The organism is Staphylococcus parequorum (assembly GCF_039237145.1).
In the GTDB taxonomy this organism is placed as follows: Bacteria; Bacillota; Bacilli; order Staphylococcales; family Staphylococcaceae; genus Staphylococcus; species Staphylococcus equorum_A.
In genome coordinates, this window is sequence record NZ_CP150682.1 from 115,631 (window position 1) to 132,116 (window position 16,486).

The following is a 16,486-nucleotide window of genomic DNA, read 5'->3' on the forward strand; positions in this document are numbered from 1 at the left end:
ATAAAATTTGCTACCTCATTTTTTTAGAAATTATTTTTTGTATGATTAATCATTATATCTAATGTGTTTTCACTTGTTGGTTCCCACTGGAAATTTAATTTTTCCAGTATGAAATTAGTTTTATAATCTAAAATTTCGAAATGTACTTTATTAAATAATGTATTGTCTAAGATACCTGTGTGAAGTAAGAACGCATTGACTTCATCGCTCATTACTCCAAGGTCTATACATTCCATTAAGTGATCTAAAAAGGCATCCCAATAAACAGCTTCTATATAATGGTTATTCGCATTATATACTTCCATTAATTTCTGGAGTGATAAGCGCTTGTTGTTATAAATGTGATGGATTTCATTGCTTAATTGATCATTCAATATTAATTTATTACATGCTTGTGCAGCTTGGTCAACATGAGTGAATTCTAAGTCATCATCTTCGAGCCTTGGAAACTTCTGGAACATCTTAAATGATTTTATGACACTATAAAAAGCATTGTTTTCTTCATTTTTTTGAAAAATTCCTGTTCTAGAGTCACATTGTAAATTACCTAGTCTATAAATATTTGTCTCAATACCTTCTTCACGATAAGCAATAAGTAATTTTTCAGCTTCTATCTTACCATCAATATAGATATTATTTGGTTTTTGAGAAATATCTACATCATATTCAGAAAAAGTAATACTATTTTTATCCTCTACGCTACCTGAAGCTACGCTAATTGTAGACATATGGTGAATTTCTTTTTTCTTTTTGTCTTTCGCAAAAGATATTAAATTGTGGATTGATTTAACATTTGTGTTATAAGAAGATTCTTCTGTCGCAAAATGATTTACATTTGCTGCTGCATTTATAATAATATCTATATTATTTACTAAATAATCATAATTACTATTAGAAAAACCTAAATATTTTGATTCAATATCGCCCTCTACAAAATGAATACGGTTCAAATCTTCTGTTTTTAATTGAGAATTAAAGTAATAGGACCAATTGTTATTTAATTTGCTCTCACCGCTTATTTTTTTATTATTTCTCACTAACACATGAATAATTAAATCTTTACGTTCTAATAAATCTTTTAATATATGGATACCTAAGTAACCTGTAGCGCCTGTCAATAATATTTGTTTGTTAGATTTAACGACATCTTTATCAATGAATTTATAATTTTCGTTACTTTGCACTTTGTAATCATTGATTTCTGATATAAAATCACTATTTAAATGATGTTCATTCTTAACATTCGGAAATTTTAATGCATCTAATTTTGTCATTACATTCATTTCTTCACGTTCAATCAATGCTTTACTTATAGATTCCACTGTCTGTAATTCAAAGATATCTTTAATTGATATATTATATAATTTAGATATTAACGATGTTAACTTTATGGCTTTAAGTGAATCTCCGCCCATTTCGAAGAAATTATCATGGATACTAACTTGATTTACATGTAATACTGCTTCAAATGCTTTCGCCACAGCGCTTTCCATGTCGTTTGTCGGCGCTACATATACTTTACTTTCAACTTTGATTTTTGGTAAAGCTTTTTTATTCAGCTTTCCATTTGAAGTTACTGGTAGTTTATCAAGTTGTGTCATATATGCTGGTATCATATAATCTGGTAACTTTTGACCTAAAGATGTTTTTAGAGATCTAAAATCAAGTGTGTCATCTGATACTAAATACGCACAAATAGATAATTCATTTCCAACCATCGTTGTCGCAACAACCGCTACATCAATGATATGAGCCTGTTGTCTTAAAACACTTTCAATTTCGCCCAATTCAATACGATAACCACGTATTTTAACTTGTTCATCTATACGACCTATATAACTAATATTGCCGTCGGCATTCCATTTCGCTAAATCTCCCGTACGATATAATTTACCTTCCCCAAACGGGTTATCAATAAATTTCTCTTGTGTTAATTCAGGACGGTTTAAATAACCTGCTGTGACACCCACGCCCGCAATACAGAGTTCGCCAGGCACGCCGATACCCATTATATTATTATCTTCATTTAAAATATAAGCTTGAATATTTGAGATTGGTTTACCGATTGGAATTGAGTCATATGTCTTATGGTTTTCACAGTCAAAACTTGTTACGTCAACGGTTGTCTCAGTAGGACCATATAGATTTAGTAAGGCAGTATTGTTTTTATTCCCGATAAAATGATTAAAGTCATTAGCTTGTTCAGGTTTCAATGCTTCGCCACTAGCTAAAACATATTTTAATTTCGAAATGGACTGTGAGTTGTTCGTAGATTTAATAAAATTGACGAACATATTTAACATCGAAGGCACGAAGTGAACCATCGTTACCGCGTAATCTTCTAATAATGCAGTTATTTTTTCAGGGTTACCTTCTTCTCCAGATGGTAGTAAAACAATTTGACTACCGGCCATAGCCCAGCCAAATATTTCCCAAACTGAAACGTCGAAAGTATAAGGCGTTTTAAATAATATTGTATCGTCACCATCAACATTATATTTATTTATCACCCAGTTCAAACGGTTCATAACGCCTTCACTATGTGCCATAACGCCCTTCGGTTTTCCAGTTGTACCTGAAGTATAAATCACATACATTAAGTTAGACTTATCTGAAATTTGTTTTAAATTAGAAGTTGGAAATGTTTCTGATTTTGTCTCTTTAGTTAAATCAATTACTCTATTTTCATATTTTATAGATTCATCTAATACTCGATCTGTTAGTAAAACCTTCGGTTGACTATCTTCTAAAATATAATTAATGCGGTCAATTGGGTAATTAGGATCAATTGGAACATAAGCGCCACCTGCTTTTAAAATTCCATAAATACTAATAATCGTTTCAAGTTGTCGATCCATAATTAAACCAACTAGACTGTCAGCTTCCACGCCTTCATCTCTTAATTGATAAGCAAGCTGATTCGCACGGATATTTAACTCATTATAGCTTAAATGTTTGCCTTCATACGTAATCGCTGTTTGATGAGGCGTTTTTTTCACTTGCTTTTCAAAACGTTCAACAAACGTTTCCGTATTATTTAAACTCACCTCTGTATCATTAAAGTCATCAAAAATAACTGCATTTTCTTCTTCAGTTATCATCTCAATCTCACTCAGTTTTTGAGAGGAATCCTTTGTAATTTCAACTAAAACTTCCATAAAGTGTTTCAACATACGCTCTATCGTCGCTTCACTAAATAATTCACTTGCATATTCTAATGAAACTTTATATCCTTCATCTTCTTCAATTGTCATACTCAAATCAAATTTCGCATTTGTATGTGATGCTTCTTTAACTTCAACAGACCAATCATTAATTTCAAATGCTTGATTATCATTATTTTGTAACGTGAATAATACATCGAATAAAGGATTACGAGTTAAATCACGTCTTTCTACTACTTCTTCTACTAAATCTTCGAGTGGATATTCTTGATTATCAAAAGCTTTTATAGAAAGGTTCTTTACTTCTGACAATAATTGTTCAAACGTTTTATTTCGTTCTGGATAACCTCTCATTGCTAGTGTGTTAACAAACATACCTAATATACCTTCGGTATGTTTATGTGTTCTTCCGGAGACTGGACTACCAATAACTATATCTTCTTGTCTACTATATTTATGAAGTAATACCATAAATGATGCCGATAAAATCATGTAATCCGTACTACCAGTTTTTTGCGCAAGCTGACTAATCGCGTTCTTAGTTTCATTAGGCATGTGCATTGACGTTGTTCTACCTTTAAAACTTTGCTGTTTAAGTCTAGTATAATCATAAGGTAAATCTAAAACAGGTGCTTCCTCTTCAAATTGTGATAACCAAAATGCACGTTGTTGATTTAAATCACGTTCACACATCCACTCACTATAGTCTTTATAATGTATTTTCAATGCTTCTAATGTTTCGCTTTGATACAATCTCGAAAAATCTTTAATAATAATATTGATAGATAAACCATCAGAAATGATATGGTGCATATCAAATAATAAAAGATATTTTTGTTCGTCATACTTCACTACTTTTACTCTTAATAGAGGCGCCTGTGCTAAGTCAAATGGACTTACAAATTCACTTAAGAGATTATCATAATTAATATCCATTTTCTCTTCATAGTCTATATTAATAGATACACTATCTTTGATAATTTGAACAGGTTCTCCTTCAAACACTTCAAAATGTGTCCTTAAAATTTCATGATGGTTAATTAAACTCTGGAAAGCATAACGTACACGTTCAATATCTACGTCACCTTTAATTTCAAGTATTCCCGGCATATTGTAAGCCGTTTGCCCCTCCGTCATTTCATTTAAAACATATAATCTCTTCTGTTGTGAAGATACATAATAAGAGGGTTTATCTTCAGCTTGTGGAATATCTTGAATATTCTTATGGTCTTTACTATTTTTTATAAACTCAGCTAATTGAGCAACCGTTGGTTTCTCAAAGATAATTTTTAATGGTAATCTGATCCCAATACAATGTTCAATTTCATTGATTACACTAATGGCTTTAAGTGAGTGCCCTCCCATTTCGAAGAAATTATCATGGATACTAACTTGATTCACATGTAATACTGCTTCAAATGCTTTCGCCACAGCGCTTTCTATGTCGTTTGTCGGCGCTACATATACTTTACTTTCAACTTTGATTTTTGGTAAAGCTTTTTTATTCAGCTTTCCATTTGAAGTTACTGGCAGTTTATCAAGTTGTGTCATATATGCTGGTATCATATAATCTGGTAACTTTTGACCTAAAGATGTTTTTAGAGATCCAAAATCAAGTGCGTCATCTGATACTAAATACGCACAAATAGATAATTCATTTTCAACCATCGTTGTCGCAACAACCGCTACATCAATGATATGAGCCTGTTGTCTTAAAACACTTTCAATTTCGCCCAATTCAATACGATAACCACGTATTTTAACTTGTTCATCTATACGACCTATATAACTAATATTGCCGTCGGCATTCCATTTCGCTAAATCTCCCGTACGATATAATTTACCTTTCCCAAACGGATTATCAATAAATTTCTCTTGTGTTAATTCAGGACGGTTTAAATACCCTGCTGTGACACCCACGCCCGCAATACAGAGTTCGCCAGGCACGCCGATACCCATTATATTATTATCTTCATTTAGAATATAAGCTTGAATATTTGAGATTGGTTTACCGATTGGAATTGAGTCATATGTCTTATGGTTTTCACAGTCAAAACTTGTTACGTCAACGGTTGTCTCAGTAGGACCATATAGATTTAATAAGGCAGTATTGTTTTTATTCCCGATAAAATGATTAAAGTCATTAGCTTGTTCAGGTTTCAATGCTTCGCCACTAGCTAAAACATATTTTAATTTCGAAATGGACTGTGAGTTGTTCGTAGATTTAATAAAATTGACGAACATATTTAACATCGAAGGTACGAAGTGAACCATCGTTACTGCGTAATCTTCTAATAATGCAGTTATTTTTTCAGGATTACCTTCTTCTCCAGATGGTAGTAAAACAATTTGACTACCGGCCATAGCCCAGCCAAATATTTCCCAAACTGAAACGTCGAAAGTATAAGGTGTTTTAAATAATATTGTATCGTCACCATCAACATTATATTTATTTATCACCCAGTTCAAACGGTTCATAACGCCTTCACTATGTGCCATAACGCCCTTCGGTTTTCCAGTTGTACCTGAAGTATAAATCACATACATTAAGTTAGACTTATCTGAAATTTGTTTTAAATTAGAAGTTGGAAATGTTTCTGATTTTATCTCTTTAGTTAAATCAATTACTTTATTTTCATATTTTATAGATTCATCTAATACTCGATCTGTTAGTAAAACCTTCGGTTGACTATCTTCTAAAATATAATTAATACGGTCAATTGGATAATTAGGATCAATTGGAACATAAGCGCCACCTGCTTTTAAAATTCCATAAATACTAATAATCGTTTCAAGTTGTCGATCCATAATTAAACCAACTAGACTGTCAGCTTTCACACCTTCATCTCTTAATTGATAAGCAAGCTGATTCGCACGGATATTTAACTCATTATAGCTTAAACGTTTGCCTTCATACGTAATCGCTGTTTGATATGGCGTTTTTTTCACTTGCTTTTCAAAACGTTCAACAAACGTTTCCGTATTATTTAAACTAACCTCTGTATCATTAAAGTCGTTTAAGATGGTATCTTTTTCGTTTTCATCCAATAACTCTATATTTTTAATCTTTTTACTTGGATTTTCTATTATTTCTTCTATGACTTTTAATATTATCTTATGCAGGTCTATAATTTCTTTCTCATTCACAACAGCACTTTGATAATCATAATCTACAATTAAAGTATCTTCCCTATTCCTATTACTAATATTTACAGTTAATGGCGCGTTATTTGAGCCATTTTCTATCCATTCATCTGAATAACCATTTTTTATAATTTCATAATTGTGTTGAGTGTTTTGATAGGAAATCAAACAGTCTAATAGTCCTTTTTGCCCACCACTATCTTCTACTATATTTCTATACGGATATTTTCTATGTTTTAGTATATTGAAACTTTCATATTTTGTTTGGGTTAATAAATCAAATATAGAATAATCACTAGAGACATCAATTATAATTGGCAATGCCCTTGAAAACACGCCAGTAAGCCCTTTTTCTGCTTTTTTATTTCTATTATGCATTACTGACCCGACTGAAATTTTTTTCGATGCTGTTTTTTTATATTTTATAATAATCATAATGGAAGAGAATAAATTATTAATACTTATATTATTTTTTTCACAAAAGTCGTGTATTCTATGGGTTTCTATATCAGAGAAACTATAACTTTTTCTATTACTCAGACCATTATTTTCACTATTATTTTCGAATAATTCATTATCTTCTAAATTTTCAACCTTTTTTAACCAGAAATTTTTATCTTTTTCAAACCTTTTAGAATTTTTATATTCTAATTCTTCTTTGATGTAATTAAAATATGTAGACTCTATTTGCTTGTTATTAGTTCCATCAATTAAATATTTACATATTGTATTGATAGCTACTGTCACACTCCACGCATCTGAAATAACATGATGTTCCAGCAAAAGTATTCCGGTTTTCCCAGTAGGTAACCTCATTATTTTAAAGTCAAATAAGTCCTTATTTTCAAAAAATAGGTTTTTACGTGCCTGTTCATTAATCCATTCATCATACCCTACTTGATTATTCATAAAGTCAATAAAATCAAAATTTCTATCTTTGTGTTCAGTAATATATTGTTTATATTCACCTTTCACTTTTTTCATTTTAATTCTATAGCTCTCATGTGTTTTTATTAGATTATTTAATGCCTTTTCTATTTTTTCTATTTTAACTTCAGGTTTAATATAAATAATCCCCGGTATATTATTAATGCTATTATTTTCATAATATTCTTGTAACTGAATAATTTCGGTCTGTGCATCTGATAAAGTACTTGTTTCCATAATTAAACCCCCTTTTTTTATATCTTAAGATTAACATATTTTTTAAAAAAATAACCTTTTATAACTCTTATTATTATAATAATAAAAGTTATAAAAGGTTATAAATTGTAAATATTTTGTAATTTTTTTATTAAATCATAAATTATTATTAACTTATAGTAAATGAATGTAAAATTATTCCAAAACAGCTCTCCCACGATGATTTTATAAGTGTTTTTCTATATTTTTATACGTTACAAACTCAATTTTAGGTGTAACTATATTTTCACAACAAACAGCTAATTTATAATTTTCTATTACATCTAATAATAAAAAATGGTTTGTAATTATTTCGTTATTATATACCAACTCAATATTGTGTTTGATGTTAAAATCAAAAGATAATTGTTTAATATCAAAAGATAAGCCTTTTCCTATAAATTTGGTATAACTTTCTTTTAAACACCAAAAAGAAAAGAAATTCTCTTTATTATTGCTCATCATAGCGCGTTCATTAGCATGTGTAATATCACAAAACAGTTTCTTATCTATATCATCTATTTGCTCTATATCGACGCCTACTGGCGAATCAGAGATATAGCAAGCCGCCCATTCATTTGAATGAGATAAATTAAAATGTACGTTCTGTGATTTTAGTAAATATGGCTTGCCATACTCATTTTCCTCAAAAATGAGTCCTTCTAGAGAAAAACCATAATCTTTGATCAGCGCATAATATAATAACAATTCACTGATCAAAGTAAGCACCTTATCATTTGCAGCATGTAAGTTATGAATTCTATTCTGCTTGTCACATCTGATATGATTTAAAAACCGATTTTGTATAGCATCATAGTTTAAGTCACTTACATTTATTAAATATAACTTCATCTATTTGCTCCATTCTATATAGGTTCACGATATATCATTATAAAAAACTTTACTAATACATGGAAATTATTAAAAACATTATATTATTAGTGTTATGGTAACATATTAAAATATTTTTAATGTTAAAGTTTTTAATGATTTTTAAAAATCTAAGCCACTTATTATATTAGATATATTTGTTATTCAAGTCTAAATAGTCAAAACATTATGTATACCACCATTTATATTGTATAGTGCCTATAAAAGGTTCAGGAGATGGTTTAATGAAAGTTAACAAAATAATTTATATGCTATTAGCCTTCTTTCTAGGTGGATTAGGCGTCCATAAATTTTATTCAAACAAAAGAAAATTAGGGATATTATATTTTGTATTTTGTTGGACTGGTATTCCTGAAATCATTGGTATCGTAGAAGCGATTTTAACTGTTTTTAAAAAGTCGGATAGTAATGGAGATATAGCAGTATAAAGCAATTTGAAATTTAAGATACTGGATAATCTACTCATATAAAATAGCAGTGAAGGCCTCTATCATTATAGATTTCTTCACTGCTATTTTAGTATATTTTCTTATCTTCAGAAATTTTATATATTATCGTGCCGTATTATTTATCTATACGCTTTATTTTGATATTTTCGATAATATGAACGTTTCTCCTCTTTCATATATTTCTAAAAGTTTTTTAGTTAGCCTTATATGAGGAACGATCCAGAAAGAAAATACTGCCGAAAACGTACCTAAAATTGCGCCTACCAGTATATCTGCCGGATAATGTACACCAACCCAAATCCGTGAAATTCCTACAAGAAAAGCTAATACTAGCCAAAAATACCTTAAGTTTTTTTTGAAAAGCAGAAACATGATACATATAGCAAAATATTGTAGTGCATGATCACTTGGAAATGAATTATCTATTTCATGTCCAATAAGTTGATTAACATTTGATAATTCTGCAAATGGTTGGTTATTTGAATATACTTTCCCTATAATATCTCCTAATAACTCTGCGACTACAAAAGCAATGATTGCACTAATGACCATCATTCTATTTTGTTGTTTTCGAGTAAACCAATATATGATAATACTTAAAATTAAAAAATACTCCATGTATTTAGCTAAAAAAATCATTACTGGATTTAAAAACACCAGTTGTTTACTTAATTCGTTAAACACCCTAAATAGTTCAACATTTAATTCTGATAAATTGATTCAAATCATTCCTTAATTATTTAATTTTATTAAATATAGTTTATACTGACCTTCAACTATACCAAAATAAAATATTAAAACAATATCTATAAAATATTGTTGAAAATTACTTTAAAATATAAAGAAACGATTTTTGAATATATTCAAAAATATATAACAGACCTTTGGCTTGAGGCATTACAATATTTTAATTTTATAGCAATTTAAGCATTTATATTGTTAGGAATTCCGAGCGTTGTTTCTCACGCTTATCAATTACAATTTGTGATGTTTTCATACCTAACTCAAATAATTTTTCAATATTTTGAGTTACGAATTCATCGCTACCTACTATATAAAATAAAGCATTTTTATCCATTGCAATATTTTCTAATTGCTCATAATATGATGCTCTGCTATCCACAAATTGTGATGTGAATTTTTTATCTGGTACAGATTTAAATATATCTGTAAATAAGAATTCTTTAGATGAATCAACATTTATAGAATGTATTTTATTAACATTTTCAGCGTTCTCTAAATATTTAAGCACTATTGGTCTATATGTCGCTAAGCCAACACCCGAAGATAGTAAATACACATTTTTACTTTCTCTTTTTAGTGGAATATTTGAATGTGTTTTAAAAATCGCTACTTCTTGTCCAACTTCTAACTTATTTAAAATATTTTTAAATTCAGAACATTGTTTTCTTATTCTTGTAGTAATTCCAATTATATTCTCGTTAGGAACAGTAGAAATCGACATATGGCGAACTAAGCTTTTATTTGGTTTTTCGCCTTCATTAAAACCTTTTAATCCCATGTGCGTGTGAGAGCCCTCTTCCCAAGTAAAACCCTCTGGGCGATCAAGTAAATACGTTTTAATTTCAGACGTCTCATTAATAATCTTATTTATTTTAGTCCAATATATCTGCATTTATATATTCTCCTCATCATTTACAATTAAATCTATTTATATAATATACTTCAAATGATAATAATTATCAATTAAAGGATATTACTGTTTATTGAAAATCATTTTGCAGAAGTAATTTTCGCTATATTTAAAGCGTGAACAGAAAATAAATGTTTTCTGCTCACGCTTTTCCATTAATTAAGAGAATTTTTCAACCTCTTTTAATGTTTCTATACAATGATATTTTTCGTTACAGTTTGGACATTTTAATTTTCTAGTCTTCGATGTATGCGCAGCTAACATCCATTTTAATTTTTTAGGTTTGAATTTAAAATGGCAATTCGGGCACATGTATAATACTGAATTAAAGTATTTATTTGTTATTGTAATCGCACAAATAATAGCTAAAACAAAAGATATTACAAATGGTAAATAACTTTTTATAGCAAAACTTATTGATATACCTATTAACTGGACTAATGTCCCTAATCCACCCACCAAAAATAGTTTTCGATATAACTTACTAATATTTTCATTTTTATTCATAACATCTTCTATGTCTAATAATTTTTGTATCGGTGAGTTAGATGTTTCAGAAATCATACTTTTAACACGTTTCAAGTTATTAAGTCTTTGCTGATCTTCTTTTATGCGTTGTTCATCACCCTCTATCTTTTGATCTAATAATAAATATATTGACCTCAAATCTTCATCACTATTAATTAGTTTATTAATATCTTTTAAATTGAATTGCATATTTCTTAAAGTTATGACAATTTGTAATTTTTTTACTTCTTTTTCTGTATAAACTCTGTAGTTATTATCCTTAACATAGGATGGTTTGAGTATTCCTTTTTTATCATAATATTGAATGGTTCTAGTTGTGATAGAAAAAAGGGCAGCTAACTCTCCTGTTGAATATATAGACATATTTTTCACCTCCTACTTTATTTAATAAACTATTACCCTGAGTAACAGTCAATATAAATAAACACTCTCATTATGTTTTCTACCAAATTATTTATGAAAAGTCGAAATATTTATACCTCTATAGGGTATGTGTTATACTAAAATCATCTTATTACCAATTCTATAAATATAGGGGGTTTTATTATGGAACATAATGATCAACACCATAATCATGATGCTCATAGTCATCACGAACATGAGCATCATGACAGCCATAATGGTCATGCGCATCATCACGGCAATTTTAAAAATAAATTTTTTATTTCTTTAATTTTTGCAATACCTATTATTATTCTATCACCAATGATGGGTGTTACATTGCCATTCCAATTTTCATTTCCAGGTTCTGATTGGATTGTTTTAATCCTTGCTACAATTTTATTCTTTTACGGTGGCAAACCATTTTTAACAGGTGCTAAGGATGAGATTTCAACTAAAAAACCTGGCATGATGACGCTAGTTGCTTTAGGCATTTCAGTGGCTTATTTTTATAGTTTATATGCTTTTTACATGAATAATTTCACCGATTCCTCAACGCATACAATGGATTTTTTCTGGGAATTAGCGACTTTAATTTTAATTATGTTGTTAGGTCATTGGATTGAAATGAATGCTGTAGGTAAAGCAGGCAATGCATTGAAAAAAATGGCAGAACTGTTACCGAATACTGCAATTAAAGTGACAGAAGATGACCAACGTCATGAAGTTAAAATTGATAACATCAATATTGATGATATTGTTGAAGTTAAAGCTGGGGAAAGCATACCTACAGATGGCACAATCACTCAGGGCGAGACATCAATTGATGAATCATTAGTTACTGGTGAATCAAAAAAAGTTGCCAAAAAGTATAATGATGACGTTATTGGCGGCTCTATCAATGGTTCAGGCACAATACAAGTTAAAGTTACAGCCACTGGTGAAAATGGCTACCTATCTCAAGTTATGGGATTAGTTAATCAGGCGCAAAATGATAAGTCAAAAGCCGAGCTTCTCTCAGATCAAGTAGCAGGTTATTTATTTTATTTTGCAGTGAGCGTAGGGTTAATTTCATTTATTGTATGGATGCTTATTCAAAATGATATCGACTTCGCACTTGAAAGACTTGTTACTGTATTAGTTATTGCTTGTCCACACGCATTAGGACTGGCCATTCCATTAGTTACAGCACGCTCTACTTCTATAGGTGCACATAATGGCTTAATCATAAAAAACAGAGAATCTGTAGAAATTGCCCAACATATTGATTACGTTATGATGGATAAAACAGGAACACTTACTGAAGGTGATTTTACAGTAAATCACTATGAAAGTTTTACTGATGAATTCCATGAGGAGATAATATTGAGTCTATTTGCTTCATTAGAAAGTAGTTCTAATCATCCACTTGCTACTGGAATCGTTGATTTTACTAAAGGTAAAAATATCTCGTATGCTAATCCTAAAGAAGTTAATAATTTACCAGGCGTAGGATTAGAAGGCACAGTTGATAATAAAATACTCAAAATAACGAATGCTTCTTATCTCGATAATAACAATCTTAAGTATAATAAAGAACAATTCACTCATCTTGCTCAACAAGGTAATTCTATTAGTTATTTAATTCATAACCAACAAGTTATTGGCATGATTGCACAAGGCGATAAAATCAAAGAAAGCTCACAACAAATGATTTCAGACTTATTATCAAGAAACATTACACCAGTGATGCTTACTGGTGATAATAAAGAAGTTGCAGAAACAGTTGCTAAACAATTAGGAATTAACGATGTCCATGCACAATTAATGCCCGAAGATAAAGAAAGTATTATTAAAGCATATCAAAGCAGAGGTAGTAAAATTATGATGGTTGGCGATGGAATCAATGATGCTCCCAGTCTTATAAGAGCAGATATTGGAATGGCGATAGGCGCTGGAACAGATGTAGCAGTCGAATCAGGCGATGTCATACTTGTTAAAAGCAATCCATCCGATATTATCAATTTCTTTACACTTTCTAAAAACACTATGAGAAAAACAATTCAAAATTTATGGTGGGGTGCTGGATATAACGTTGTAGCCGTTCCTCTTGCAGCTGGTATATTAGCTTTTATAGGTTTAATATTATCGCCTGCTGTAGGTGCAATACTCATGTCCTTAAGTACAGTTATCGTAGCAATTAACGCTTTTACTTTAAAATTAAAATAAATGATAGGGGTTAAAATTATGATTAAAAAATTAAGCTTTATTATATTAGCATCAGGCCTCGTATTATCAGCTTGCTCAAATGGCAGTGGAGAGGAAAAAGATTCTAAAGATCAAAAACACGAGGAACATATGGAACATAAAAGTGAAAATAAAGTTCCAGAGGATATGGAGAGCACAGAAGAAAGTAAATTTAAAAAAGATGATGAAGTTACTATTACAGCAGGACACATGCCAGGTATGAAAAATGCGGAAGCTACTGTAAAAGGTGCTTATGAGACTTATGCTTATGTCGTAAGCTATACACCCACAAATGGGGATGAAAAGGTAAGTAATCATAAATGGGTTGTTAATGAAGAAGTTGCCGATGCCCCTGAAAATGGCTTTAAGAAAGGTGATACAGTTAAATTAGAAGCTGACCATATGCCAGGTATGAAGGGGGCAGAAGCAAAAATAGATGATGTAAATAAGACAACTGTTTATGTAGTTGATTATAGATCAACTGAAAATGACAAAATGGTTAAAAATCATAAATGGATGACAAGTAACGAACTAAAATCGAGATAAATTAAATTATCCTTTTAGACTTTTTAAAATCTAACCGCATTTAGCATTCCCATTACTTTCGATATTATAATACAGATGATATGACGTAATAAAAAGAGCAAACACTTTTCAATAAAAAAATAAACCTGGCACTATCATTAAAATTACTCAATGATATTGCCAGGTTTTTGTGTACTAAGCATTTTTAAGTTTAATCAATTACGATTGTTTCTTTTTCTCAGCGTCTCTTAATTCGATACGTCTAATTTTACCTGAGTTGGTCTTAGGTAAGTCTTCGACAAACTCGATGGCTCTTGGATATTTATATGGCGCAACGTCATGTTTGACGTAGTTTTGTAATTCTTTGATTGTGTCTTCATTACCAGTTACATCATCTTGTAAAATAATAAATGCTTTAACGATGTTCCCTCTAATTTCATGTGGGCTTGCAACAACAGCACATTCTTTTACGTAAGGATGTTTCGTAAGTGAATCTTCAACCTCGAATGGTCCTATTGTATAGCCAGAACTAATAATGATGTCATCTTTACGACCTTCAAACCAGAAATAACCATCTTCGTCTATTTTAGCTAAATCACCCGTCATAAAATAGTCACCATTTTGTGGTTCTGCTGTGCGTTCTGGGTCTTTATAATAACCTTTGAATAATGCAGGTAAGTCTAACGGCACTGCGATATTACCTACTTCGCCTACTTTAGAAAGTTCACCATCATCATTAATAACTGTTACATGACTACCAGGGATTGCTTTACCCATTGAACCGGGACGGCTCTCTGTATCTTTTAAAAATCCAATCAACAGTGTACTTTCTGTTTGGCCGTATCCATCTCTTACCATAAGATCAAAGTTTTCTTGGAATTTTTCAACGACTTCTCTATTTAATGGTTCGCCTGCAGACACTGCACTATGCAAATGTTCTAAATTATAATCTGTTAAATTAGACAGTTTTGCCATCAAGCGATACTCAGTCGGTGTACAACAAAGCGCATTAATTTTATTATCTTGTAATAACTGTAAATATTTTTCAGCATCAAATCTTCCATTATATACAAAGGCAGTTGCACCTGATCCCATAATTGATAACAATGGGCTCCATACCCATTTTTGCCACCCTGGTGCAGCAGTTGCCCAAACAATATCGTCTTCTTTAATACTCAACCAATGTTTTGGCGCCATCTGCATATGTGCATAGCCCCAACCGTGTGAATGGACAACAGCTTTAGGATTACCAGTTGTACCAGACGTATAAGATAATAAAGCAATATCTTCACGAGAAGTTTCAACAATCTCTAATTGATCCGTTGAATTTGCTTTTTCATCTTCAACTGACATCCATCCATCTTCTTGACCGCCAACAATAAATTTAGTTAAAGTGTCGTATTCTTTGACTGCTTTAAACTCATCAAGCGCATCTGAAATAACTACAATTCCTTTTACTTCACCATGTGTAATTCTGTATTGTAAATCTTTCGTACGTAACATTTCAGAACTAGGGATAATAATGATACCTAATTTTAAGGCAGCAAGATAAACCTCATATGTCTCAATACAACGTGGCATCATGACGAGCACTTTGTCACCTTTTTTAAAACCATATTTTAAAAACATATTACCAACTTTATTCGCATTTTTGATAAGGTTGGTATATGTAATTTCTCTATTTTCTCCTGTTTCATTTTCAAATATTACAGCTTTTTTAGATTGATCTACTGTAAATTTTTCGATTTCGCTCACTATGTTATAAGTTTCTGGAGCGATCAAATCTTGTTTATTCATTATTTACTCTCCTTTTATTTGAACATCTATAATCTGTACAATTGTACTTTAAATGTATAGATTACTGATTACTTATCCAAATACTTTCCAATAATTTAATGATAATTTTAAACTTATTACATGTAAATAGATACGATTATGACTTAAATGATTTATTTACTTATTTATTATAGCAAAAGTGACCCATAGATAGATATATTTTAAATTCAGAATAATTAAAATATTTTTGCAAAATCATTTTTTTATACACTTATTAATTCCACAAAAAGCTCTAGCAATCACTTTATAGAGTTCTGAAATTAATCTAAATAATTTATGTTAACTCCTGATTTTTCAACTTCATTTATATTTCCCTTCATATAAATAGAGTTTATTTTGACATTAGCTATAATAAAAGTGTAGTATTTCATACGTAGCATTATAAATGTGTAAATCACTACGAAAATTATACGCACCATTTCAAAATTATTAAAATAGATTGAGAAATGGTCCCTGTTCATCAATTATCGGATGTATTATTTATTTTTAAGCTCAATCACTAGATT

Annotated in this window: 9 protein-coding genes; 3 read left to right on the forward strand and 6 right to left on the reverse strand. The window is 30.4% G+C overall.

Features of this window, described 5'->3' with window-relative positions; all coding sequences use genetic code 11:
* Positions 1 to 23: 23 nt before the first annotated feature.
* Together AAA453_RS00555 and AAA453_RS00560 are read right to left on the reverse strand one after the other, a co-directional pair.
* On the reverse strand, positions 24 to 7,472 hold the full coding sequence (locus tag AAA453_RS00555) for an amino acid adenylation domain-containing protein (RefSeq protein WP_427705568.1): 7,449 nt from the start codon (positions 7,470 to 7,472) through the stop codon (positions 24 to 26).
* A 204-nt stretch (positions 7,473 to 7,676) separates the two neighbouring features.
* Positions 7,677 to 8,342 carry a 4'-phosphopantetheinyl transferase family protein gene (locus AAA453_RS00560; RefSeq protein ID WP_427705571.1) on the reverse strand — a complete coding sequence of 222 codons (666 nt, stop codon included), beginning with the start codon at positions 8,340 to 8,342 and terminating at the stop codon, positions 7,677 to 7,679.
* A gap of 263 nt (positions 8,343 to 8,605) precedes the next feature.
* Here AAA453_RS00560 and AAA453_RS00565 point away from each other — a divergent pair, with 263 nt between their 5' ends.
* Positions 8,606 to 8,809, forward strand: a complete 204-nt coding sequence (locus AAA453_RS00565) for a TM2 domain-containing protein (RefSeq protein ID WP_069814824.1) — start codon at positions 8,606 to 8,608, stop codon at positions 8,807 to 8,809.
* Positions 8,810 to 8,962: 153 nt separating this feature from the next.
* Here AAA453_RS00565 and AAA453_RS00570 read toward each other — a convergent pair whose 3' ends face one another.
* The 3 genes from AAA453_RS00570 to AAA453_RS00580 all read right to left on the reverse strand — a co-directional run bounded on the left by AAA453_RS00570 (position 8,963) and on the right by AAA453_RS00580 (position 11,375).
* Entirely contained in the window at positions 8,963 to 9,550 is a 588-nt protein-coding gene (locus AAA453_RS00570; RefSeq protein WP_427707028.1) for an undecaprenyl-diphosphatase, read from the reverse strand.
* Between the two features lie 211 nt (positions 9,551 to 9,761).
* On the reverse strand, positions 9,762 to 10,466 hold the full coding sequence (locus AAA453_RS00575; protein ID WP_427705573.1) for a dihydropteridine reductase: 705 nt from the start codon (positions 10,464 to 10,466) through the stop codon (positions 9,762 to 9,764).
* 177 nt (positions 10,467 to 10,643) lie between these two features.
* Positions 10,644 to 11,375: a MerR family transcriptional regulator gene (locus AAA453_RS00580; RefSeq protein WP_427705576.1), complete on the reverse strand. Its 732-nt coding sequence runs from the start codon at positions 11,373 to 11,375 to the stop codon at positions 10,644 to 10,646.
* Positions 11,376 to 11,558: 183 nt separating this feature from the next.
* Here AAA453_RS00580 and AAA453_RS00585 point away from each other — a divergent pair, with 183 nt between their 5' ends.
* Positions 11,559 to 13,601: a heavy metal translocating P-type ATPase gene (locus AAA453_RS00585; RefSeq protein ID WP_427705578.1), complete on the forward strand. Its 2,043-nt coding sequence runs from the start codon at positions 11,559 to 11,561 to the stop codon at positions 13,599 to 13,601.
* A gap of 18 nt (positions 13,602 to 13,619) precedes the next feature.
* Entirely contained in the window at positions 13,620 to 14,165 is a 546-nt protein-coding gene (locus AAA453_RS00590; protein WP_002506107.1) for a DUF1541 domain-containing protein, read from the forward strand.
* 198 nt (positions 14,166 to 14,363) lie between these two features.
* Here AAA453_RS00590 and mbcS read toward each other — a convergent pair whose 3' ends face one another.
* The gene (gene mbcS, locus AAA453_RS00595) at positions 14,364 to 15,941 is read right to left on the reverse strand and encodes an acyl-CoA synthetase MbcS (protein ID WP_427705581.1); all 1,578 of its coding nucleotides are present in this window, start codon (positions 15,939 to 15,941) and stop codon (positions 14,364 to 14,366) included.
* Between the last annotated feature and the right edge of the window lie 545 nt (positions 15,942 to 16,486).

What these genes read in the sequence shown, in the direction of transcription:
- AAA453_RS00585 (WP_427705578.1), top strand. Translation starts at nt 11,559, where the DNA reads ATGGAACATAATGATCAACACCATAATCATGATGCTCATAGTCATCAC.
- AAA453_RS00575 (WP_427705573.1), bottom strand. Translation starts at nt 10,466, where the DNA reads ATGCAGATATATTGGACTAAAATAAATAAGATTATTAATGAGACGTCT.
- AAA453_RS00590 (WP_002506107.1), top strand. Translation starts at nt 13,620, where the DNA reads ATGATTAAAAAATTAAGCTTTATTATATTAGCATCAGGCCTCGTATTA.
- mbcS (WP_427705581.1), bottom strand. Translation starts at nt 15,941, where the DNA reads ATGAATAAACAAGATTTGATCGCTCCAGAAACTTATAACATAGTGAGC.
- AAA453_RS00580 (WP_427705576.1), bottom strand. Translation starts at nt 11,375, where the DNA reads ATGTCTATATATTCAACAGGAGAGTTAGCTGCCCTTTTTTCTATCACA.
- AAA453_RS00560 (WP_427705571.1), bottom strand. Translation starts at nt 8,342, where the DNA reads ATGAAGTTATATTTAATAAATGTAAGTGACTTAAACTATGATGCTATA.
- AAA453_RS00565 (WP_069814824.1), top strand. Translation starts at nt 8,606, where the DNA reads ATGAAAGTTAACAAAATAATTTATATGCTATTAGCCTTCTTTCTAGGT.
- AAA453_RS00555 (WP_427705568.1), bottom strand. Translation starts at nt 7,472, where the DNA reads ATGGAAACAAGTACTTTATCAGATGCACAGACCGAAATTATTCAGTTA.